At 66.1% G+C, this 19,856-nt stretch carries 22 protein-coding genes; 4 read left to right on the top strand and 18 right to left on the bottom strand.

The features are described from left to right. Positions 1 to 41: 41 nt before the first annotated feature. From IB273_RS11430 to IB273_RS11455, 6 genes are read right to left on the bottom strand one after another with little or no spacing between them, the layout of a single operon-like run. On the bottom strand, positions 42 to 695 hold the full coding sequence (locus IB273_RS11430) for an HAD family hydrolase (protein WP_192224101.1): 654 nt from the start codon (positions 693 to 695) through the stop codon (positions 42 to 44). Beyond that, positions 695 to 1,690, bottom strand: coding sequence for an ABC transporter ATP-binding protein (locus tag IB273_RS11435; protein ID WP_192224102.1), 996 nt, complete (start codon positions 1,688 to 1,690; stop codon positions 695 to 697). The genes IB273_RS11430 and IB273_RS11435 overlap by 1 nt, the downstream gene beginning before the upstream one ends. Further along, positions 1,687 to 2,475 carry an ABC transporter permease gene (locus IB273_RS11440; protein WP_192224103.1) on the bottom strand — a complete coding sequence of 263 codons (789 nt, stop codon included), beginning with the start codon at positions 2,473 to 2,475 and terminating at the stop codon, positions 1,687 to 1,689. Before IB273_RS11440 ends, IB273_RS11435 begins: the two co-directional genes overlap by 4 nt. Continuing rightward, positions 2,459 to 3,301, bottom strand: a complete 843-nt coding sequence (locus IB273_RS11445) for an ABC transporter permease (RefSeq protein WP_015478217.1) — start codon at positions 3,299 to 3,301, stop codon at positions 2,459 to 2,461. The genes IB273_RS11440 and IB273_RS11445 overlap by 17 nt, the downstream gene beginning before the upstream one ends. Then, entirely contained in the window at positions 3,298 to 4,107 is an 810-nt protein-coding gene (locus IB273_RS11450) for an alkaline phosphatase family protein (RefSeq protein ID WP_192224104.1), read from the bottom strand. Before IB273_RS11450 ends, IB273_RS11445 begins: the two co-directional genes overlap by 4 nt. 56 nt (positions 4,108 to 4,163) lie before the next feature. Next, complete coding sequence (locus IB273_RS11455; RefSeq protein ID WP_151187961.1) at positions 4,164 to 5,222, bottom strand: ABC transporter substrate-binding protein; 1,059 nt, start codon at positions 5,220 to 5,222, stop codon at positions 4,164 to 4,166. Between the two features lie 331 nt (positions 5,223 to 5,553). Here IB273_RS11455 and IB273_RS11460 point away from each other — a divergent pair, with 331 nt between their 5' ends. Continuing rightward, positions 5,554 to 6,270 (top strand): UTRA domain-containing protein, encoded by a 717-nt coding sequence (locus tag IB273_RS11460; RefSeq protein WP_081520219.1) that lies wholly within the window; start codon positions 5,554 to 5,556, stop codon positions 6,268 to 6,270. A 54-nt stretch (positions 6,271 to 6,324) separates the two neighbouring features. Here IB273_RS11460 and IB273_RS11465 read toward each other — a convergent pair whose 3' ends face one another. The 5 genes from IB273_RS11465 to minC all read right to left on the bottom strand — a co-directional run bounded on the left by IB273_RS11465 (position 6,325) and on the right by minC (position 10,518). Next, complete coding sequence (locus IB273_RS11465; protein WP_081520220.1) at positions 6,325 to 7,614, bottom strand: M18 family aminopeptidase; 1,290 nt, start codon at positions 7,612 to 7,614, stop codon at positions 6,325 to 6,327. 115 nt (positions 7,615 to 7,729) lie between these two features. Beyond that, positions 7,730 to 8,365 (bottom strand): RluA family pseudouridine synthase, encoded by a 636-nt coding sequence (locus tag IB273_RS11470; RefSeq protein ID WP_192224105.1) that lies wholly within the window; start codon positions 8,363 to 8,365, stop codon positions 7,730 to 7,732. A 77-nt stretch (positions 8,366 to 8,442) separates the two neighbouring features. Beyond that, entirely contained in the window at positions 8,443 to 8,697 is a 255-nt protein-coding gene (gene minE / locus IB273_RS11475) for a cell division topological specificity factor MinE (protein WP_045210300.1), read from the bottom strand. Continuing rightward, positions 8,694 to 9,509, bottom strand: a complete 816-nt coding sequence (gene minD, locus IB273_RS11480) for a septum site-determining protein MinD (RefSeq protein WP_017522034.1) — start codon at positions 9,507 to 9,509, stop codon at positions 8,694 to 8,696. Before minD ends, minE begins: the two co-directional genes overlap by 4 nt. A 61-nt stretch (positions 9,510 to 9,570) precedes the next feature. Beyond that, entirely contained in the window at positions 9,571 to 10,518 is a 948-nt protein-coding gene (gene minC / locus IB273_RS11485) for a septum site-determining protein MinC (protein ID WP_192224106.1), read from the bottom strand. 144 nt (positions 10,519 to 10,662) lie between these two features. Here minC and IB273_RS11490 point away from each other — a divergent pair, with 144 nt between their 5' ends. Together IB273_RS11490 and IB273_RS11495 are read left to right on the top strand one after the other, a co-directional pair. After that, complete coding sequence (locus tag IB273_RS11490; protein ID WP_151187958.1) at positions 10,663 to 11,595, top strand: lipid A biosynthesis lauroyl acyltransferase; 933 nt, start codon at positions 10,663 to 10,665, stop codon at positions 11,593 to 11,595. Between the two features lie 46 nt (positions 11,596 to 11,641). Next, the gene (locus IB273_RS11495) at positions 11,642 to 12,838 is read left to right on the top strand and encodes a patatin-like phospholipase family protein (protein WP_192209766.1); all 1,197 of its coding nucleotides are present in this window, start codon (positions 11,642 to 11,644) and stop codon (positions 12,836 to 12,838) included. A gap of 77 nt (positions 12,839 to 12,915) precedes the next feature. On the opposite strand, the gene IB273_RS11500 is transcribed toward IB273_RS11495, so the two are convergent. The 5 genes from IB273_RS11500 to IB273_RS11520 form a co-directional block, all read right to left on the bottom strand. After that, on the bottom strand, positions 12,916 to 13,776 hold the full coding sequence (locus IB273_RS11500; RefSeq protein WP_192224107.1) for a pirin family protein: 861 nt from the start codon (positions 13,774 to 13,776) through the stop codon (positions 12,916 to 12,918). A 139-nt stretch (positions 13,777 to 13,915) separates the two neighbouring features. Next, positions 13,916 to 14,728 carry a VacJ family lipoprotein gene (locus tag IB273_RS11505; RefSeq protein ID WP_151187955.1) on the bottom strand — a complete coding sequence of 271 codons (813 nt, stop codon included), beginning with the start codon at positions 14,726 to 14,728 and terminating at the stop codon, positions 13,916 to 13,918. Positions 14,729 to 14,732: 4 nt separating this feature from the next. Further along, positions 14,733 to 16,082 (bottom strand): serine/threonine protein kinase, encoded by a 1,350-nt coding sequence (locus IB273_RS11510; RefSeq protein WP_081520236.1) that lies wholly within the window; start codon positions 16,080 to 16,082, stop codon positions 14,733 to 14,735. Positions 16,083 to 16,167: 85 nt separating this feature from the next. Next, positions 16,168 to 16,653 carry a GNAT family N-acetyltransferase gene (locus IB273_RS11515; RefSeq protein WP_192224108.1) on the bottom strand — a complete coding sequence of 162 codons (486 nt, stop codon included), beginning with the start codon at positions 16,651 to 16,653 and terminating at the stop codon, positions 16,168 to 16,170. 69 nt (positions 16,654 to 16,722) lie between these two features. Next, complete coding sequence (locus tag IB273_RS11520; RefSeq protein ID WP_192224109.1) at positions 16,723 to 17,289, bottom strand: hypothetical protein; 567 nt, start codon at positions 17,287 to 17,289, stop codon at positions 16,723 to 16,725. A gap of 110 nt (positions 17,290 to 17,399) precedes the next feature. On the opposite strand from IB273_RS11520, the gene IB273_RS11525 reads away from it, so the two are divergent. Beyond that, positions 17,400 to 17,765, top strand: coding sequence for a hypothetical protein (locus tag IB273_RS11525; protein WP_192224110.1), 366 nt, complete (start codon positions 17,400 to 17,402; stop codon positions 17,763 to 17,765). Between the two features lies 1 nt (position 17,766). On the opposite strand, the gene IB273_RS11530 is transcribed toward IB273_RS11525, so the two are convergent. Further along, the gene (locus IB273_RS11530) at positions 17,767 to 19,326 is read right to left on the bottom strand and encodes a beta (1-6) glucans synthase (RefSeq protein WP_192224111.1); all 1,560 of its coding nucleotides are present in this window, start codon (positions 19,324 to 19,326) and stop codon (positions 17,767 to 17,769) included. 74 nt (positions 19,327 to 19,400) lie between these two features. After that, a complete protein-coding gene (locus IB273_RS11535; protein ID WP_192224112.1) occupies positions 19,401 to 19,622 on the bottom strand; it encodes a DUF2061 domain-containing protein in 222 nt (73 codons plus the stop codon). Positions 19,623 to 19,856: the final 234 nt, after the last annotated feature.

Raw genomic sequence — 19,856 nt, forward strand, 5'->3', positions numbered from 1 at the left:
AAGGGCCGCTGATGCGGCCCTTTTCATTGCTGATGGGAATCCTACTTCCAGTTCAGAACGTCCCAGCCCATCTTCTGCGCGTGCTCCAGCAGCACCGGGTCAGCGTTCACCACGTGCGGCTTGCCCACCAGCTTGAGCAGCGGCAGGTCGTTGCGCGAGTCGGAGTAGAAGTGCGCGTCAGCCAGCGCGCTGTCGTCGCCCTCCAGCAGGTCGAGCAGGCGCAGCACCTTGCCTTCGCGGTAGGTCAGCACGCCCTCGGTGCGGCCGGTGTAGTGGCCGTTGAGTACTTCCAGGTCAATGGCCAGCACTTCGTCGATGCCGATGCGTTCGGCGATGGGCTGGACCAGGTGTACGCCCGAGGCGGAGATCACCAGCGGACGGTCGCCAGCCTCGCGATGGCGGGCGAGGCTGGCGCAGGCATCGGAGTGGATCAGGGGCTCGATCACGTCCTCGACGAAGGTTGCCACTTCCCGCTCGATCTCATCCACGCTGCGCCCGGCCATCGGCTCCAGGGCGAAGGCCATGTAGTCCTCCATGGGCAGTTTGCCCAGCGCGTACTGCGCCATGAGTTCGGCGTCGCGCTTGAGGAACGACTCCGCGTCCACCCAGCCGAGATCGGCCATGCGCTGGCTCCACAGACTCGCGCAGTCGCCGTCGATCAGGGTGTCGTCGAGGTCGAATATCACCAGGGCCATCAGGCCACCTCCCGAATGCTTTCAAGGTCGATTTGCAGGCCGAGCTGGGTGCCGGCCGGGTACAGCCGCTCGGCGCTGCGATTGAGGACGTCCACGGTCAGCTCGACGCCACTGGCGTCGACCCGGTAGCGGATCACGTTGCCCAGCAGGCTGTGGGAGAGTACCCGAACCGGGATGCCTTCGCCCGGCTCCACGCTCAGGCGCAGGGACTCGGGGCGGATCGCCACCTGCTGGCGGAACGGGCGGTCCAGCAACTTGGTTGCCTGGGCGGCGTCGAGCAGGTTGTAGTTGCCGATGAAACCGGCGGCAAAGGCGTTTTCCGGCGCGGTGTAGAGCGTCTCGGCGTCGCCGCTCTGGACGATGCGCCCGGCGTTCATCAGCACGATGCGGTCGGACAGTGTCAGGGCTTCTTCCTGGTCGTGGGTGACGAACACCGTGGTCAGTTTCAGCTCCTGCTGGATGCGGCGGATCTGCTCGCGCAGGTGCTTGCGGATGCGCGCGTCCAGCGCTGACAGCGGCTCGTCGAGCAGCAGCAGACGCGGGCGGGTGACCAGCGAGCGAGCCAGGGCGACGCGTTGGCACTGGCCGCCGGACAGCTGGTGCGGATAGCGCGCCGCCAGCGGGCCGAGCTCGACCATTTCCAGCGCCTCGCGCACGCGCTGGGCGGATTCCGCTGCGGGTACCTTCTGCATGCGCAGGCCGAAGGCGACGTTCTGCTCCACGGTCATGTTGGGGAACAGCGCGTAGCTCTGGAACACCATGGCGATGCCGCGCTTCTGCGGGCTCCTGGGCACGATGTCCTCGCCGTCCAGCAGGATGCGCCCGCTGTCTACGGCAGTGAGACCGGCGATGCAGCGCAGCAGGGTGGATTTGCCGCAGCCGCTGGGGCCGAGCAGGGTGACGAACTCGCCGCGCTCGGCGGCAAAGTCGATGTCCTGGAATACCGTGGTGCTGCCGTAGCTCTTGTTCAGTGTCTCGACGCTGAGGAAGCTCATGCCTTGTCCTTGCTTAAACGGTTCGCCGCCCAGGTGAGCAGCAGGACGAAGAGGAAGTAGGAGACCACCACCGCGCTGGTGTAGTGGCCGCTGCTGTTGCGCATGTTGTTGAGGAACACCTGCAGCGTCTCGTAGCGGGTGCCCACCAGCAGGTTGGCGAAGACGAACTCGCCGATGAGGAAGCTGAAGGAGAGGAACAGCGCCACCATCAGGCCCTTGCGAAGGTTCGGCAGCACCACCAGCAGGGCGGCCTGCCAAGTGCTGGCGCCGAGCAGGTGGGCGGCGTCCATCAGGTCGTGCAGGTTGATCGCCTGCAGGTTGTTGCTGATCGCCCGGTACATGAAGGGCAGGGCGATGGTGAAGTAGCAGCCGATGAGGATCCACGGGGTGCCCACGATAGGCACCGGGCCCGAGGCGTAGAGCTGCAGCAGGCCGACCGACGACACTACCGGCGGCACCGCGAAGGGCAGCAGGATCAGCACGTTCATCAGTGCGTCCAGGCGCGGGAAGTAGTAGTGGATGACGAACATCAGCGGCAGCACCAGCGCCACGCTGAGGGTCAGCGCGCCGAAGCACACCAGCAGCGACTGGCCGAAGGCGACGAGGAAGCGCGGGTCGCTCCACAGGGTCAGGAACCACTTCAGGGTCAGCCCGTCCGGCAGCACGCTGGCGCTCCACGAGGTGGCCAGCGAGTAGAGCAGGGTGGCGGCCAGCGGCACCAGCAGGATCAGGAACAGCGCATAGACCACCACTCGGTGGTACAGCGGACTAGCGTTTCTCGACATGGTAGCTCCGGCGCAGCAGCCACTGGTGGGCCAGGGTAATGATGCTCATCAGGCCGACCAGCACCATCGCCAGCGCACTGGCCATGTTCGGGTCGAGGAACACGTCGCCCGAGACCAGCCCGGCGATGCGGATCGGCACCACGTTGAAGTTGCCGGTGGTCAGCGAGTAGACCGTGGCGTAGGCGCCCAGCGCGTTGGCCAGCAGGATGACGAAGGTGCCCAGCAGCGCAGGCGTCAGCACCGGGATGCCGATGTGCCGCCAGAACGCCCACTGGCTGGCGCCCAGCAGCGCGGCGGACTCGCGCCAGTCTTCGCGCAGGGCGTCGAAGGCCGGGTAGAGCAGCATCACCCCCAGGGGAATCTGGAAGTAGGTGTAGAGGATGATCAGGCCGGTCTTCGAATAGAGGTTGAAGTCCTCGATGATCCCCGCCTGTTTCAGCAGCAGCGTGATGGCACCGTTGAAGCCCAGGATGATGATGAAGGCGAAGGCCAGCGGCACACCGGCGAAGTTGCTGGTCATGTTGGCGAAGGCCATCACGAAGTCGCGCAGCTTGCTGTCCACCTGGCGCAGCGAGTAGCTGCCGAGGATGGCGATGGCCAGCCCGATCAGGCTCGACCAGACAGAAATCTCCAGGCTGTAGCGGATCGCCTGCAGGTAGAACGGCGAGCCGAAGATTTCGCTGAAGTTGCCCAGGCCCCAGCCGTCGCCGGTGCGCACGCTGTTGATCATCACCCACAGCAGTGGCGCGAGCTGGAAGGCGAAGAAGAACAGCGCGAAGGGCAGCAGGCAGAGCAGGGCGAAGAGTTTTCCGGTGTTCGATCTCATGCCTTGAGCAACTCCCGGCAGACCGGTTTGTCGTGGGCGGCGCCAAGGATTTCGCACAGCGTGCCGCAGAGTTCGATCTGGCGCGGGCGTGCCTGGTCATCGAGGCTGAACGCCTCGCCGAAGACGAACAGTGGCACTTCGCGCTCCTCGGGGAGGATGCCGCCGTGGCTGCGGTCGTCGTTCATGCCGTGGTCGGCGGTGACCATCACCTGGTAGCCGGCGGCCAGCCACTGGTGCAGGTACTCGGAGAGGATGATGTCGACGTGCCGCGCGCTGTTGCGGTACTGCGGCGTGCCCAGGCCATGCTTGTGGCCGGCGTCGTCGATGTTCATGGGGTGCACCAGCAGGCAGTTCGGCACATGCCGGCGGCGCAGCGACTCGGCATCGGTGAACAGGTGCGAGTCGGGGTAGTGGTCCGTCCAGTAGAAGTGGCCGTGCTGGATCGGCAGGGATTCGTCGTCGGTATGACGGTCGCGCGCCGGGTCGAACGGCGTGCGGTTGTACAGCTCGCTGACCCAGTTGTAGGCCGCCGCCGCGGTGGTCAGGCCGGCATCGCGGGCGTAGTGGAACAGGCTGCGCTGGTTGGACAGACGCGACACGTCGTTGTGCAGGATGCCGCTGTCGATCGGGCGCACACCGGTGAGAATGCATTCGTACAACGGGCGCGACAGTGAAGGCAGCTCGCATTCGAGCCGGTAGAGCTGGCCGCGGCCGGCGTTGCACAGGGCCTGCAGGTGGCCCATGCAGTCGTGGGCGACGCTGTAGTTGAGGCCGTCGAGGACGACCAGGATGACGTCGTGGCGCATGGGCGGGGCCTTCGTTGGAACGCGGCCGCCCCGGCTCGCACCGGGGCGGCTGGGCGTCATTGCATGTTGATGATGACGTTTTCCTGCCACAGGCGCGGCAGACGCTTGGAGGTCTCTTCCCAGGCCTTGGGGTCCTTGATCGGCTGGGCCTTGGCGTACTGCTCGTTGGGTAGCAGCTTGGCCTTCACGTCATCCGGCAGGGTCAGGTGCTCGGCGCGAATCGGACGGGCGTTGCCCTTCGCCAGGTTGATCTGCCCGGCGTCGCTGAAGATGTACTCGCGGGCCAGCTTGGCGGCGTTCGGGTTCTTCGCGTACTTGTTGATGATGGTGGTGTAGCCGGAGATCACCGAGCCGTCGGAGGGGATCAGTACCTCGAAGCGCGACGGGTCGATCTGGTCGCGGTAGCTCAGGCCGTTGAAGTCCCAGACGATGCCGACTTCCACTTCACCCTTCTCCAGGGTGTTGATCACCGGGTTGGTCAGCGACAGACGACCCTGCTTGGCCAGCTGGGCGAAGAACTCCAGGCCCGGCTTGATGTTCTTCTCGTCGCCGCCGTTGGCGATGCTCGCGGCCAGTACGCCGTTGACGGCCTGGGCGGCAGCGCTGACGTCACCGATGGTGACCTTGTACTTGCCCTTGAGCAGGTCGGACCAGCTGTGCGGAACGTCCTTCACCAGTTGCTTGTTGACGATGAAGGCGATGGTGCCGGTGTAGGCGAGCGCCCAGTGGCCGTCCTTGTCCTTGGCCCATTCCGGAACCTGGTCCCAGGTGCTGGGCTTGTAGGGCTGGCTGACGTCCATCTGCAAGGCGATGGGGCCGAAGGCGGCGCCGACGTCGCCGATGTCGGCGCTGGCGTTCTCTTTCTCGGCCTTGAACTTGGCCAGCTCCTGGGCCGAGCTCATGTCGGTGTCCATGTGCTTGAGGCCGTACTTGCTTTCCAGATCCTTCCAGGTGTCCTTCCAGTTCGCCCAGCTGTCGGGCATGCCCACGCTGTTGACCTGGCCTTCCTTGCGGGCGGCGGCTTCCAGCGATTGCAGATCGGCGGTGGCCGCCATGGCGAGGCCGCTGCCCAAGGCAATGGCCGATCCCAGCAGTGAAGCAAGCAAGCGTTTCATTCGGTGCTCCTTCGGATGACGTTCAGTGTTTTCAAGCGTGGTCTAGATCAGCAAGACGCAGGCCAATCTAAGCGGGGCGGATGACAGTTTGATGTAAGCCCCAGGCGCGCCGGCCCGGCCCTGAGCGGCCGGCGGGTCGTAGGGGAACAGCGTAGACCATCGCCAATGCCCCGATTCGCCTGGGCTACGCTGGTGTCGTTAACTGGCATGGCGACTGCTTGAAAAGACATTGTCACGGGACGGTCATGGGGCTTTCCTAGGATGACCGCACCCCGTCGGGGGAAAGAAATGCCCCGTTCTGGGGCTGGACTAGTCCAAAAGAGGGAATCGAATGCGCGATACGGCGCTACCCACGGTCACGGCGATCTGCCGCGCACTCATCGAACAGATCGACAGCGGCCTGCTCAGCGCTGGCGGCAAGCTGCCGGCCGAACGCAAGCTGAGCGAGCTGTTCGACACCACGCGGATCACCCTGCGCGAGGCGCTGGGGCAACTGGAGGCCCAGGGGCTGATCTACCGCGAGGAGCGTCGTGGCTGGTTCGTCTCGCCGCCGCGGCTGCTGTACAACCCGCTGGTGCGCAGCCACTACCACGCCATGGTGGAAGGGCAGGGCCGGGTGCCGGAAACCGAGGTGCTGTCGGCCCGGCAGATTCCCGCCAGCGCGGCGATCTGCGAGCTGCTGGAGCTGCCGGCGTTGTCCAGCGTCTACCAGGTCCGCCGGCTGCGGCGGGTGGATGGACGGTTGGTGCTCTATGTCGAGCACTACCTCAACCCGGCATACTTCCCCGGGATTCTCGACAGCGACCTGACCTGCTCACTCACAGAGTTGTATGCCAGCCGCTATGACATCCGTTACGGCCGCGTGCGCTTCGACATGGTGCCCACGGCCCTGCATGGCGAGGCAGCCAGCGTGCTGCGCGTCGCCGAGGGCAGCCCGGCGCTGCGCATCACCCGCATCAACGGCGACCAGCATGGGCGCATCATCGATTGTGACCTGGAGTTCTGGCGGCACGATGCCATCCACGTGAGTGTGGAAGTGCCGGATTGATTGCAGGAGCGGAGTGCTGGAAGAAAAACGCCCGGCTTGTGCCGGGCGTTCGGGTCAGGGCAGGTCGGCGCTGTCGTAGAAGGCGCTGAGTACCTTGGCCAGGTAGTGCAGGTCCTGGCTGCCGGCCAGCTCGCGGATGGAGTGCATGGCGAAGGTCGGCAGACCGATGTCGACGGTGCGCACGCCGATCTGGCTGGCGGTGATCGGGCCGATGGTCGAGCCGCAACCCATGTCGCTGCGGGTCACGAAGCTCTGCACCGGCACTTCGTTTTCCAGGCACAGGTGGCGGAAGAAACCGGCAGTCTCGCTGTTGGTGGCGTAGCGCTGGTTGCTGTTGATCTTGATCACCGGGCCGCCGTTGAGCTTCGGGCCGTGGTTGCCGTCGTGCTTGTCGGCGTAGTTCGGGTGCACGCCATGGGCGTTGTCGGCGGAAACCAGCAGTGAGCGTTGCACGGTACGGGTGAAGGCATCGCCCTCGGGCAGCAGGCGGCGCAACACCTGCTCCAGGAACGGGCCGTCGGCGCCGCAGGCGGAGCAGGAACCCACTTCTTCGTGATCGGTGCAGACCAGCACGCCGCTCTGCTCGTCGCTGCTGCCCAGCAGGGCCTGCAGGCCGGCGAAGCAGGACAGCAGGTTGTCCAGGCGGGCGCCGGCGATGAAGGCCTGGTCGAGACCGATCACGGCGGCGCGCTGGGTGTCGTAGAAGCTCAGCTCGTAATCGAGGATGGCGTCGGCGGTGATGCCGTGCTCCAGCTGCAGCTGTTCACCGAGCAGGTCGCGGAAGTCACGGGTCTCGCCGGCGGCGACCTGGGCGAGGATCGGTGGCAGTTCGGTCTGCGCGTTGATCGACCAGCCCATGTTGGCTTCGCGGTTGAGGTGGATCGCCAGGTTTGGGATCACCGCGATGGGAGCCCTGAAATCGATCAGCTTGCTCTCGACCTTGCCGGCCAGGCGGAAGGTGACGCGGCCGGCCAGGGACAGGTCGCGGTCGAACCAGGGGGCGAACAGCGCGCCGCCGTAGACTTCGACGCCCAGCTGCCAGTAACCGTTGCGCACCAGCTCGGGGTTCGGCTTGACGCGCAGGCAGGGGCTGTCGGTGTGCGCGCCGACCAGGCGCAGGCCGTTCTCCAGCAGGGGCGCAGTGCCGAGCTTGAAGGCGATCAGCGAGGAGTCGTTGCGGGTGACGTAATAGCGACCACCGGCTTCGGTGCGCCAGGCGTCGCGCTCGTCCAGGCGCTGGTAGCCGGCCTCTTCGAGACGAAGGGCGAGGGCCTGGGTGGCGTGGAAGGGAGTGGGGGAGGCCGCGAGGAAATCGATCAGGCCCTGGTTGAGTTCTGTACGCATGGGTAACTCCGGACAGCGAATGGCCGGAAGTTTAACGTAAATGCACGAATCTGCGGCCTGGGGACGGGGTGTCGGGCTTACAACCGTTTACGGTTGCACGCCGATCAGAGAGCGGTCAGAACGGCGCGGGCGACTCGAAGCGCAGGCGCTCGCCGGTCTGCGGATGGGTCAGCGCCAGCATGCTGGCGTGCAGGCACAGGCGGTCGCGCAGTTCCAGGGCTTCGCCTTCGGCATACAGGCGATCACCCAGCAGCGGGTGGCCGATGCTCAGCATGTGCACGCGCAGTTGATGCGAGCGGCCAGTGATCGGCGTGAGCTCGACGCGGCTCCAGTTGCCGTGGCGCTCCATGACGCGCCAGAAGGTCAGCGCATGGCGTCCCTGCTCGAAGTCCACCACGTGGCGCGGTTTGGTCGGCGGGTCGTAGCGCAGCGGCGCTTCGATGCGACCGCTGTCCAGCTCGGATTCGCCCCAGCACAGTGCGGTATAGGCCTTCTCGGTCTCGCGGTCGTGGAACTGGCGGGACAGCTCGCGGTGGCTGTCGGCATCGCGGGCCAGCACGATCAGGCCGGAGGTTTCCCAGTCCAGGCGGTGGACGATGCGCGCTTCGGGGTAGCCGTTCTCCTGCAGGCGGGTGATCAGGCAGTCCTTGTTGTCGTCCGCGCGGCCGGGTACGGAGAGCAGCAGGGTAGGCTTGTTCACCACCAGGAGGGCGGCGTCCTCATGGACGAATTCGATCTGGGAAAGCGGCATGGAAGCTCGTACGCGAAAGTAAGTGGGACAGAAACGACTGCGGCGGCCGAAGCCGCCGCAGATTCACCCGGGCCGGATCAACGCTCCGGCAGGGTGATGTTGAGTTCCAGGATCGAACAGCTGCCCTGGTTGGCCAACTCGACCTGGACTTGTTCCTGGTCGATGGGCACGTATTTGCGGATCACTTCCAGCAGGTCTTTCTGCAACTGCGGGAGGTAGTCCGGTTGCGAACGGTTGCCGCGCTCGTGGGCGACGATGATCTGGAGTCTTTCTTTCGCGATGGATGCGCTGTTTTGCGCCTTCCGGCTGCGGAAGAAATCTAAAAGGCTCATTCACGTCCTCCGAACAGTCGTTGCAGGAATCCTTTCTTCTGCACGTCGAGGAAACGGTGGGGCATTTCTTTGCCCAGCAGTCGCTCGACGGCGTCGCTGTACGCCTGGCCGGCATCGCTTTCCTCGTCGAGGATGACCGGTACGCCCTGGTTGGATGCCTTGAGCACCGCCTGGGACTCCGGGATCACGCCGAGCAGACGGATGGCCAGGATTTCCTCGACGTCCTCGACGCCGAGCATTTCGCCCTTGGTGACGCGCTCGGGGTTGTAGCGGGTCAGCAGCAGGTGTTCCTTGATCGCGTCCTCGCCTTTCTCGGCGCGGGCGGATTTGCTGGCCAGCAGGCCGAGCATGCGGTCGGAGTCGCGGACCGAGGACACTTCCGGGTTGGTCACGACGATCGCCTCATCGGCGTAGTACATGGCCAGGTGGGCACCTTTCTCGATGCCGGCCGGGGAGTCGCAGATCACGTAGTCGAAGGACTGCTTGAGTTCTTCGATGACCTTGCCGACGCCTTCCTGGGTGAGTGCGTCCTTGTCGCGGGTCTGGCTGGCGGCCAGCACGAACAGGTTCTCGAGGCGCTTGTCCTTGATCAGGGCCTGGGTGAGGGTCGCTTCGCCGTTGATGACGTTGACGAAGTCGTAAACCACGCGGCGTTCGCAGCCCATGATCAGGTCGAGGTTACGCAGGCCTACGTCGAAGTCGACGATGACGGTCTTGTGGCCGCGCAGGGCCAGGCCGGTGCCGATGGCTGCGCTGGTGGTGGTTTTACCGACGCCACCCTTACCGGAAGTGACTACGAGGATCTTGGCCAAGGTGATTCACCCCAAAGAAAAAACGAAGAATTCTGGTCCCTGAAAGTCGCGGCAGTATCCGTTAAAGGCGGGTGATGTTCAACACGTCACCCGACAGGCTGACGTGCACCGCCTGCCCCCATTGCGGACTGCGTCGAAGGTCTTCGGCGACCTTGTAATTACCAGCGATGGACACGAGTTCCGCGGCCAGTTGCTGGCAGAAAATCCGCGCGCTGGTGTCGCCCTTGACACCGGCCAGGGCACGACCGCGCATCGGACCGTACACATGGATATTTCCGTCGGCGAGAAGTTCCGCACCGGGGCTGACGGGGGCGAGCACGATCAGATCGCCGCCGGCGGCATAGATCTGCACGCCGCCGCGTACCGGGGTGGTCACCAGCTTGGTCGGGCGGACGACCGGCGCCGGCGGCTCGGCAGGCTTTTCCGGGGCAGCTTCTGCTGTGGCTTCCTGTGCTTCGGCGGTTGCCTCGGCAGGGGCGTCGACCGGCTTCTCGGGTTTGGCCTCGGCGGGTTGCTCAGCCGGCTTCTCCACGGATTTGTCGGCCTGCACGCCAGCGCCGGCGGCCTGCTCGACGACTTTCTCGGAGAGCTTCTCGCCACGCGGGCGACGGACTGGCGCGGCGCCGGTCACCTGCGGGACGGCGTCCTTGGGCTCGACCGCGCGCTCGCGCGAGGAGCCCGACGGCGGCAGCACGGGAATGTCGAACATGGTGGCCAGGCGAATGTCTTCCTCGCGGCTGGCGCGCACTGCCAGGGTGCGCAGGCCGTGGCGGCGGCAGATGTCCAGCACGCCCTGCAGGTCGAGCTGGCCTTCGCCGTCGGGCAACTTGTCCAGCGCCAGCACCAGCGGGGTGTCGCGGAAGAAGTTGGGCGCCTGGGCGACCTTGTCGGCGAGCTGGCGGTCCAGGCGCGGCAGGTCATTGTGGGCCAGTTCCAGAACGGTGACGGCCAGCATGCTGCCCTTGAGCTGGAATACGGGATCGTGGTCGAGAAGGTCAGCTTGGCTCATGGTCGGACTGCGTCATCAAAATGGTTGGACTTATAGCGGACCGCCCCGGCAGCCGCAAGCGTGGCCGATTGCTAGGCCTCACGGCAGGCACAGGACGTGTCGGCAAGGTAGAATGTCGGGCTTTGATCGTGCCCGGAAAGTTCCATGGACCGCCCCACCTTTCGCCGTGAGTTCCTCCATCCCCGCCATTGGCCGCTCTGGCTCGGCCTCGGCGTGCTCTGGCTGGTGGTGCAGCTGCCGTATCCGGCGCTGCTGTCTCTGGGCCGTGCGCTGGGCGCGCTGATGTATCGCGTGGTCGGCAGTCGCCGGGCAATTGCCGCGCGCAATCTGGAGCTGTGCTTCCCGGAACTCTCCGCCGCCGAGCGCAAGCGCCTGCTCAAGGCAAACTTCGCATCCACCGGCATCGCCTTCTTCGAGATGGCCATGAGCTGGTGGTGGCCGAAGGCGCGACTGGCCAGGCTCGCCCATATCGAAGGCATCGAGCACCTGAAGAAGGCCGAGGCCGAAGGCAAGGGCGTGATCCTCATGGCCATGCACTTCACCACCCTGGAGATCGGCGCGGCATTGCTCGGCCAGGTGCAGACCATCGACGGCATGTACCGCGAGCACGACAACCCGGTGTTCGACTTCGTCCAGCGCACCGGCCGCGAGCGGCATAACGCCGACGCCACCGCCATCGAGCGCGAAGATGTGCGCGCCATGCTCAAGGTGCTGCGCGCCGGCCGCGCCATCTGGTACGCGCCGGACCAGGACTACGGCGCCAAGCAGAGCCTGTTCGTGCCGCTTTTCGGCATCCAGGCGGCCACCGTTACCGCCACCACCAAGTTCGCCCGCCTGGGCCGCGCGCTGGTGCTGCCGTTTACCCAGTCGCGCCTGGCCGATGGTTCCGGCTACCGCCTGACCATCCACCCGCCGCTGGAAGACTTCCCCGGCGAGAGCGAAGAGGCCGACTGCATCCGCATCAACCAGTGGGTAGAGAGCGAGATTCGTCGCCAGCCCGAGCAGTACCTCTGGGCGCACCGCCGCTTCAAGAGCCGCCCCGAGGGCGAGCCCAAGCTCTACGACAAGAAGAAGTAACGCTCCGGCGGACTACGCTGGAAACGACGCGACAAGGACTTCTGCCGTGACCGACTCCGCCACTCCTCCCGCCACTCCCGCAAGATCATCGGCCGTCACCGGCCTGATCCTCTCCGGCGGCGGCGCGCGGGCGGCCTACCAGGTCGGCGTGCTGGCCGCCATCGCCGAACTGTTGCCGGAGGGGGCGGAGAATCCCTTTCCGGTGATCGTCGGCACCTCCGCCGGCGCCATCAATGCCGTCGGCTTGGCCTGCGGGGCGTTGTCCTTTACCGGTGCGGTGGAGCGGCTGACCAAGGTCTGGAAGGGCTTCCGCACCGGGCAGGTGTACCGCGCCGACTGGCCCGGCGTGTTCAGCCAGGCCTTCAAGTTCCTTGGCCACAGCCTGCTGGGGCTGGGCAAGCGCGAGCCGGTCGCGCTGCTGGACAGCACGCCGCTGCGCTATCTGCTCGAACGTGAACTGGACCTCTCCGGCATCGCCGCCGCTGTGCGTCGGCGCAATCTGCGTGCGGTGGCGGTTACTGCCTTCGGCTACGAGTCCGGCCAGGCAGTGACCTTCTACCAGGGCCGCGCCACCATCGATCCCTGGCTGCGCCACCGGCGCATCGGCGTGCCGACGCGGCTGCAGATCGAGCACCTGCTGGCCAGTTCGGCGATACCGCTGCTGTTCCGCCCGGTGAAGATTCTCCGCGAGTTCTTCGGCGACGGCGCGGTACGCCAGCAGGCGCCGATCAGCCCGGCGCTGCACCTGGGCGCAAACCGGGTGTTGGTGATCGGTGTCAGTGGCAACCCCACGGTGGGCAGCGCCAACGAGCAGGTGGCCAACTACCGCACGGGCCAGCCGCCGAGCCTGGCGCAGGTGGGTATCCACCTGTTGAACAGCACCTTCATCGACAGCCTCGAAGGCGACATCGAACTGTTGCACCGCATCAACTTCCTCAGCTCACTGGTGCCCGAAGAGGCGCGTCGGGCGACGCTGGGGCTGGCGCCGGTGGATGTGCTGCTGATTTCACCGAGCCGGCCGCTGGACGAGATCGCCGCGCAGTACCGCCACGAATTGCCCAGGCCGCTGCGCCTGTTCCTGCGCGGGCCGGGGGCGACCAAGGCGAGCGGGGCGGGCGTGCTCAGCTACCTGCTGTTCGAGCCAGGGTACTGCAACGCTCTGATCGAACTGGGGTATCGCGACGCCATGGAAAAGCGCGCGGAGATCGCGCGCTTTCTGGGGATGGAAGACTGGTCGCTGTAAACCGCAGACGCCTGTAACAGCGGACCTTGTCCGCTGATCGCGGGCTTGGCCCGCTCCTACAGGGGGCCGGTGAGGCTTCAGACGGCGAAGACACCATCGCGGTAATCGCGCAGGGCCTGCTCGATCTCCTCCCGGCTGTTCATCACGAACGGGCCGTACTGCACGATCGGTTCATCGAGCGGCTTGCCGGCCAGCAGCAGGGCGCGTGCGCCCTTGTCGCTGGACAGCTGGATCTCGTCGCCCTGGCCGAGGCGCACCAGGCGGTTGGTGGCGACGGCCTCGTCACCGCGCTCGCCCGGTACCTTGAGCGATCCTTCGTAGACGTACAGCATCACCCGATGGCCCGCCGGAATGCGCGGTGCCACGGAGGTGCCTGCCGGCAGCACCAGGTCGTAGTAGTGCGGCTCGGTGCCCGGTCGTTGCACGGCACCCTCGGTGACGGTCTGGCCATCGTCGAAGCGCCCGGCGATCACGGTCACGCCCACGCCTTGCGCGGTGGTCACGTGGGGCACGTCCTCGGGTTCGATGTCGCGGTAGCCGGCCGGGGACAGCTTGTCCTTCGCCGGCAGGTTCAGCCATAGCTGGAAGCCGCGCATGGCGCCTTCCACCTGCTCGGGCATCTCGCTGTGGATGATGCCGTGGGCCGCCGTCATCCACTGCACGCCGCCGGGCTTGAGCAGGCCGGTATTGCCCAGGTGGTCTTCGTGACGCATGCGCCCTTCGAGCATGTAGGTGACGGTCTCGAAGCCACGGTGCGGGTGGGCCGGGAAGCCGGCGATGTAGTCGTCGGGATTCTGCGTGTCGAACTGGTCGAGCATCAGGAACGGATCGAAGCGTTCGATGCCGGGGCCGCCGATCACGCGGGTCAGGCGCACGCCGGCGCCGTCGGAGGCGGGGTGGCCGATGTGCTGGTCGATCACGGTACGCAAACGGGTCATGGGGACCTCCTTGATCTGTGAATGGAGATCATCCTAGTCCCAATTGATGGATGAATGGTTGCGAGTTTTTTGGTCTAACTATCGATTAATTCGATTATTGCCCGGAAGAAAAACCGCCGCCCGAAGGCGGCGGTCCGGCTTACTCCTGGATCTGCAGGCGCCGGGCTTCGGTGTAGAAGTAGCGCAGCTTCTCGTACTCGAACGGCGTGTTCATCTGTCCGTAGCGGAAGCTGTTGCTGTAGCGCTTGTTGACGATCTCCAGCACCGGCAGCTCCCAGTAATCGCGGCTGAGCTCGGAGTAGTTCAGGTAATTCACTTCGCGGGCGGCGATGAAATCGGTGACCAGGCCGCCGGTGTCGCGCAGGTTGGACGGGCCGAGGATCGGCAGCATCAGGTACGGGCCGTCCGGTACGCCCCAGTAGCCCAGGGTCTGGCCGAAGTCTTCGCTGACCTTGGGCAGGCCCATGGCCGTGGCCGGGTCCCACAGGCCGCCGATGCCCAGGATGGTGTTGAACAGCAGTCGCGCGGTGCTGTTCGCCGCGCGCTCGGGCTTGAGTTGGGCGACGCTGTTGAGCAGGGTCGGCACCTCGCCCAGGTTGCTGAAGAAGTTGCTCACCCCGGTGCGCACGAAGCGCGGGGTGACGTACTCGTAGCCGTTCACCACGGGCAGGAACACCCACTCGTCGAAGCGGTAGTTGAAGTGGTAGACCCGGCGGTTCCACGACTCCCAGGGGTCATAGACGTTGAGGGCGTCGAAGGTGGCGCGCTCGAACTCGCGCTGGTCGAGGCCGGGGTTGAACTTCAGCGCGTCCAGGGGGTGCTTGAAGCCGTCCTCGTCCGGCGCCATGTCGAAGGCGGTGGAGGTCGGGGTCTTTATGGGTTGCGGCGTCTCGGCCTGGGCGAGGCCGCAGGCCAGCAGCAGGGCGAGAGTCCAGGAATGGCGAAGTGGCATGGAGTCAGTTCCCTGTCTGCGCGGTGGCGATGCCGGTGGCCGTGGCATCCTGTCCCTTGAAGAAGTCGAGCATGTCCTGGGCGTTCACGCGGTAGTTGAGGTTGCCGCAGTGGCCGCCGCGCGGGTAGAGCGTCAGGCGGTCGCCGAAGGTACGGCGCAGGAAACCGATGTCGCCCGGGCCGAGGATGACGTCGTCGGCGTTGTGCATGACGGCGATCTTCGGGCTCTCCTTCAGGTAATCCTGAACGCCGTACAGGCTGACCTGGTCAACCAGCTGCGGCAGGCTGCCGCCGTCGTACTTGGCGCGCCACAGCGGCATCAGCTGGTCGGTCATGTAGCACTCGAAGTCGCACTGCATGGCGCGCTTGAAGAAGGGCGTCAGGCTGGTGCCTTCGGTGATCGGGTACTTGGGCGGGGTGATCAGGCCGCGGCGGTTGATCAGGTCCGAGGTGAAGGCGATGTCGGCGGAGGAGAAGCGGAATACCGCGCCGATGAGCATGGCCATTTCCTCGTTGGAGAGGTGCTGCTTGGACTGTTGCAGGTCGAAGAGGAAGGCGTCGTTGAGATCGACATAGCCCTTCTGCTCGAAGTAGCGCGTCAGCTTGGCCAGCACCACCTGGTAGAAGGTGTTGGTGTCGTTGATGCCCTTGACGTGGGTCTGCACCAGCTTGTCGAGGTTGCTCACCGAGGTGTAGAGGTTCACCGGCGGGTTGAGCAGCAGCACGCGCTTGAAGTTGAAGCTGCGGCGGGTTTCGTCGAGCTTGCTGACGAAGGCCGCGTGCAGCGCGCCGAGGCTGTAGCCGGTCAGGTAGTAGTCGCTGACGGGCAGGTCCGGATGCTGCGCGCGCACGGCCTGCATGACCCGGTACAGGTCATCGGCGTCGTCGGGCGTGTAGCCGGGCGTGGCGACGCGGGAGGCGCCGACCATGAAGTCCCAGCTGGTCGGCGAGGACAGTTGCACCACGTGGTAGCCGGCGTTGTAGAACAGGCGCTTGAGGTACTCGGGCGTGGTGCTGGAGTAGTGGGCGCCAGTGCCGGCGATGATGAACACCAGCGGTGCTTCGTGGTTCTGCCAGGCCAGGCGGTAGTGCAGCTTCTTCACCGGCCAGAAGTTGCTCGGCAGCTCATGCTCGCGCTCCGGGCGCAGCTTGAGCGCGTAGTCCGACTGGCGGATGTCGTCGTCCGTTGGCAACTGCGGGCGCAGCTCCGGCGGGGTAGTGGCGATGGTCGCCTCGAACGGGTTGAGCAACGGATAGCCGTAGCTGGCCTGATCCACATCGCGGGCGAAAGCGGGCCCGGCGAGCCCCAGTGCGAGGCCGCCGATCAGGGCGGCCACGCGGCGAAGAAATGTCATGGTTCGGAGTCCTTTCAAGAGGAGGCCAACTCTAGGGTGACCGGGCATTAAGACCAGCACATTTCCTACAAGTGCGATATGCGTTTCAGCCCTTGCGCGCCAGGTCACGCAAGGCGTCGCCGGTTAGACGATAGACGGTCCATTCGTCCTGTGGGCGCGCGCCCAGGCTGCGGTAGAAACCGATGGCGGGTTCGTTCCAGTCCAGTACCGACCATTCCAGGCGTCCGCAATCGCGTTCCACCGCCAGCCGCGCCAACTCGGTCAGCAATGCCTTGCCCAGGCCGGCACCACGGGCGGAGGGGCGCACGTAGAGGTCTTCGAGGTAGATCCCCGGCTGGCTCAGCCAGGTGGAATAGTTGTGGAAGAACAGCGCGAAGCCCTGGGGCTCGCCGTCCACTTCACCGATCAGCACTTCGGCATAGGGGCGCGGGCCGAACAGGTGGTCGTGCATGCGCTGGGCGTCGGCCTTCACTTCGTGGACCAGCTTTTCGTAGTCGGCCAGTTCGCGGATCAGCTCGAGGATCAGTGGAATGTCGTCGGGGGCGGCAGGACGCAGGGTGACGCGAGGCATGAAAGTTTCCTTGTGCTGCGAATGCTCCGGAGCATGCCCAAAGCCCCGCGCCGCTGGCAACAGGACGCTTCAGAAACGCTCCAGGCTTTCCAGCCAGATCAGCTCGCAGGCGCCGGCGCCGGTGTCCTCGCGGGTCAGCGAGCTGACCCAGCGCCAGCCGTCGTCGCCTTCCACGCGCACCAGCTTGCCGGACAGGCGCACGTGCTCCCCGGCGCTGACATGGGCCAGGGTGCTCGCCACGCCGTCATTGGCCGGGATCATGTGCATGTTGGCGGCGTGGGTTTCCAGCTCGCGGCGGGGAATCGGCAGCTTGTCGGCGTGCCAGTAGAACCAGCGGTTGCCCTGGCTGATGCGGATATCGGCCAACACCTTCGGATCATCCATCGGTCCCCATCCGAGGGCGAGGTCGGTGGGCGACAGTTCGGCCTCGCGGCCCAGGCGGTAATCCTCGCGGCCGAGCACGCGGGCCTCGATGCTGAAGTCCTGTAGCGGATAGATGGAATAGCGCTCGACGCGGAAGCCGCCAGCGGACAGGGCCTGGCTGTGCTGCTGCGGTGCGTGGGGGCGGGCGGTCGGCCACAGCCACCAGAAGCTGGAGGCCGCGCAGACCAGCAGGAACAGGGTCGATCGCTTCATCGAAGGCTCCGTGGGTGAAGGAAGTTTAAGCAGGCTTTGGCCCCTCTTGCATCGGCCCCGGCGCTGGTTATGCTGGGCGCCGATTTCCCGCCTCCCGGAGTAGTGGCGCCATGTCCCGACGTTTGCCCCTGATCCTCCTGCCGCTCGCCCTGGCGCTCTGGCTGGCCGCCAGCTATGGCTTGCGTTTCGGGCTGATGGAGGACAGTCGCTGGGTGGGTATCTGCGCCGACGAAGCCACGCGCTGGGAGTGCAGCGCACGTTCGCAACTGGGCTGGGCGATTCATTTCGGGGTGTTCGGCAAGCTGGCGCTGGGGCTTTCGCTGCTGGCCTTCTTCGTGCCGCGCCAGGCAGGCTGGTGGCTGGCGGTACTGGCCATGCTGGTCACGCTGCCGGCGCTGGTGCTCTACAACGCCGGGCTCGCCGTCTTCGCCGTGGTGCTGGCCGGGCTGCGTCTGGTGCGCGCGCCGGCCCGCTGAGTCAGGCCTTTGGTTCGGCCGGGCATCGCCCGCGCAACAGTGCGCCCAGCAGGAGCAGGCTTACCGCCGCCCAACCCAGTGCCTGAAGATTGCTCAGGCCTTCCAGTGCCAGCTGTGCGGGAATCCCGACGGCGATGATCAGCGCCAGCAGTAGCGCTTCGCGGCGCGGCGCGGCAACCGGCCGGCACAGGTAGACCAGCGCCGGGAACAGCAGGGCCGCGCTGGGGAAGCTGCGGTAGCGCGCGTCGAAGACCATCCCGAGCATCAGCACCGCGCCGGCGAAACCGGCGGTCGCCAGCCACAGTCCGGCGCGGCGCTGCAGGACGTCGAACGCCTGCGAGCGCCAACCCGCGCGGGCTGACAGCGCCAGGCTGATGTGCAGCAGTACCAGCAGGTTGAGGCCGGCCAGCGCCGCCGCCCAGAGCCATTCGCCCCAGAAGCGGCTGGTGATCACCGACAGCTCCAGCCACAGGCCGACGCAGCCGGCACCCAGCGCGCCGGCCAGCGGCAGCAGGAAAGCACTGCGGGCAGAGGCCGGGCGGCCGCCCACCAGCAGGGCGCCGAGCAGGATCACGGCGGAAAGCCCCAGCCATTGCGGCCAGCCCGGTAGGTTGCTGACCGGCCCGGCGAGCACGCCTTTTTCCTCGCGGTCGGCGCTGAACAGCCCCCAGTAGCCGCCCACCGCGCCTTCGCTCTGGCGCTTCCAGGGTTGGTCGAAGGCTTCGATCAGGTTGTAGTGCCAGCCTTTCTCTTCGGCCATGTGCACGAAGCCACGGATGAACCGTGCCTCGTTGACCCGGCTGGGCAGGGCGGTCTCGCGCTGGCGGCCTTCGCTGGGCCAGCCGGTCTCGCCGATGAGGATGTCCTTGGGAGCGAACTCGCGGCCGAAGTCCTCGCGGATCTTCGCCACATGGGCGAGGGCATCGTCGATGCCGCTGGGGTTGTCTTCCCAGTAGGGCAGCAGGTGGATGGTGACGAAGTCCACCGCCGGGGCGATTTCCGGGTGCTGGTGCCAGAACTCCCAGACGTCGGCGTAGGTCACCGGCTGGCGCACCTGGGCCTTCACCTTGTGGATAAGTCCTGCCAGGTAGCGCCCGGTGACTTCCTTGCGCAGCAGGGTCTCGTTGCCGACGATCACCGCCTGCACCACGTCCGGGTACCGGTTGGCGGCCTTGATCAGCGCCTCGACTTCACGCTCGGTGTCCACCGGGTTGGCGTTGACCCAGGCGCCGAGCATCAGCTTCAGGCCGTGCTTGCGGGCCAGCGCCGGGATGCTTTCCAGGCCGGTCATGGAATAGGTGCGCACACAGTCGAAGCGCGTCGCCAGCAGGGCCAGGTCGGCGTCCATCTGCTCCGGGCGCAGCACGAAAGGCTGGTCGAAGGGCGACTGGTCCTTGGCGAACGGACTGTAGGACGCGCACTGCAGCTTGTGCGTGGGCGTGGCCGCATCGGGCAGGACCACCGGTTTACCCAGGCCGTACCAGAGCCCGCAGAGGGCGATCAGGGCAAGCAGCAGGGCGAGGCAATAGGGGAGGAGCGGAAAGCGCGAGGACTGTGGCATGGGGGCACGCGAACCGTGGCGAGGCGCGCATCTTAGCAACGCCGTCGGCCGCCGTCAGTGCCTGCGCGGGGCACTCAGGCGTGGCGGTGAATCCAGTGGTGCGCCGGCGCCGATTCGCCTGCGGCGCTGCCCTCGATGCGCTTCCAGACCTTCTCGTGGAAGTGGAAGCCCACCGCGTTGCACAGCGGCTCGACCACCGCGACCAGCCCGCCCACGGTGATGCTGCCGGTCAGCGCGTAGGCGACGCTGAAGGCGATCATGAAGTGCATCAGGGTGAAGGTGACGGTCTTGAGCATGGTGGCGATCCTCCAGTCGAGAATGATTCTCCGTTGCTGAAAGACTACTGCGGGGGAACCCCGCCGGGTAATCGAGCCTCTGTATGGAGGCGATAGGCCGGCAGCGGGGTCGTGGTTGGAATGGCGCGGTCGTGGATGGACGGGTTCTGTCGCGGATCGGACCGTTTGGCGTCGCTCTCAGAGCAGTTCGCCATCAGGGTGCGCCGATCATGAAGGGGCGGCCAAGACCGCGAA

It is taken from the genome of Pseudomonas sp. PDM19, assembly GCF_014852215.1.
Classification (GTDB): Bacteria; Pseudomonadota; Gammaproteobacteria; order Pseudomonadales; family Pseudomonadaceae; genus Pseudomonas.

Bases quoted from the DNA above. Each gene is read 5' to 3' on its own strand.
- IB273_RS11515 (WP_192224108.1), bottom strand. From the start codon at position 16,653: ATGCCTCGCGTCACCCTGCGTCCTGCCGCCCCCGACGACATTCCACTG.
- IB273_RS11500 (WP_192224107.1), bottom strand. From the start codon at position 13,776: ATGACCCGTTTGCGTACCGTGATCGACCAGCACATCGGCCACCCCGCC.
- IB273_RS11525 (WP_192224110.1), top strand. From the start codon at position 17,400: ATGTCCCGACGTTTGCCCCTGATCCTCCTGCCGCTCGCCCTGGCGCTC.
- minE (WP_045210300.1), bottom strand. From the start codon at position 8,697: ATGAGCCTTTTAGATTTCTTCCGCAGCCGGAAGGCGCAAAACAGCGCA.
- IB273_RS11430 (WP_192224101.1), bottom strand. From the start codon at position 695: ATGGCCCTGGTGATATTCGACCTCGACGACACCCTGATCGACGGCGAC.
- IB273_RS11530 (WP_192224111.1), bottom strand. From the start codon at position 19,326: ATGCCACAGTCCTCGCGCTTTCCGCTCCTCCCCTATTGCCTCGCCCTG.
- IB273_RS11455 (WP_151187961.1), bottom strand. From the start codon at position 5,222: ATGAAACGCTTGCTTGCTTCACTGCTGGGATCGGCCATTGCCTTGGGC.
- IB273_RS11460 (WP_081520219.1), top strand. From the start codon at position 5,554: ATGCGCGATACGGCGCTACCCACGGTCACGGCGATCTGCCGCGCACTC.
- minC (WP_192224106.1), bottom strand. From the start codon at position 10,518: ATGAGCCAAGCTGACCTTCTCGACCACGATCCCGTATTCCAGCTCAAG.
- IB273_RS11520 (WP_192224109.1), bottom strand. From the start codon at position 17,289: ATGAAGCGATCGACCCTGTTCCTGCTGGTCTGCGCGGCCTCCAGCTTC.
- IB273_RS11450 (WP_192224104.1), bottom strand. From the start codon at position 4,107: ATGCGCCACGACGTCATCCTGGTCGTCCTCGACGGCCTCAACTACAGC.
- IB273_RS11445 (WP_015478217.1), bottom strand. From the start codon at position 3,301: ATGAGATCGAACACCGGAAAACTCTTCGCCCTGCTCTGCCTGCTGCCC.
- IB273_RS11465 (WP_081520220.1), bottom strand. From the start codon at position 7,614: ATGCGTACAGAACTCAACCAGGGCCTGATCGATTTCCTCGCGGCCTCC.
- IB273_RS11510 (WP_081520236.1), bottom strand. From the start codon at position 16,082: ATGACATTTCTTCGCCGCGTGGCCGCCCTGATCGGCGGCCTCGCACTG.
- IB273_RS11470 (WP_192224105.1), bottom strand. From the start codon at position 8,365: ATGCCGCTTTCCCAGATCGAATTCGTCCATGAGGACGCCGCCCTCCTG.
- IB273_RS11535 (WP_192224112.1), bottom strand. From the start codon at position 19,622: ATGCTCAAGACCGTCACCTTCACCCTGATGCACTTCATGATCGCCTTC.
- IB273_RS11490 (WP_151187958.1), top strand. From the start codon at position 10,663: ATGGACCGCCCCACCTTTCGCCGTGAGTTCCTCCATCCCCGCCATTGG.
- IB273_RS11440 (WP_192224103.1), bottom strand. From the start codon at position 2,475: ATGTCGAGAAACGCTAGTCCGCTGTACCACCGAGTGGTGGTCTATGCG.
- IB273_RS11435 (WP_192224102.1), bottom strand. From the start codon at position 1,690: ATGAGCTTCCTCAGCGTCGAGACACTGAACAAGAGCTACGGCAGCACC.
- IB273_RS11505 (WP_151187955.1), bottom strand. From the start codon at position 14,728: ATGCCACTTCGCCATTCCTGGACTCTCGCCCTGCTGCTGGCCTGCGGC.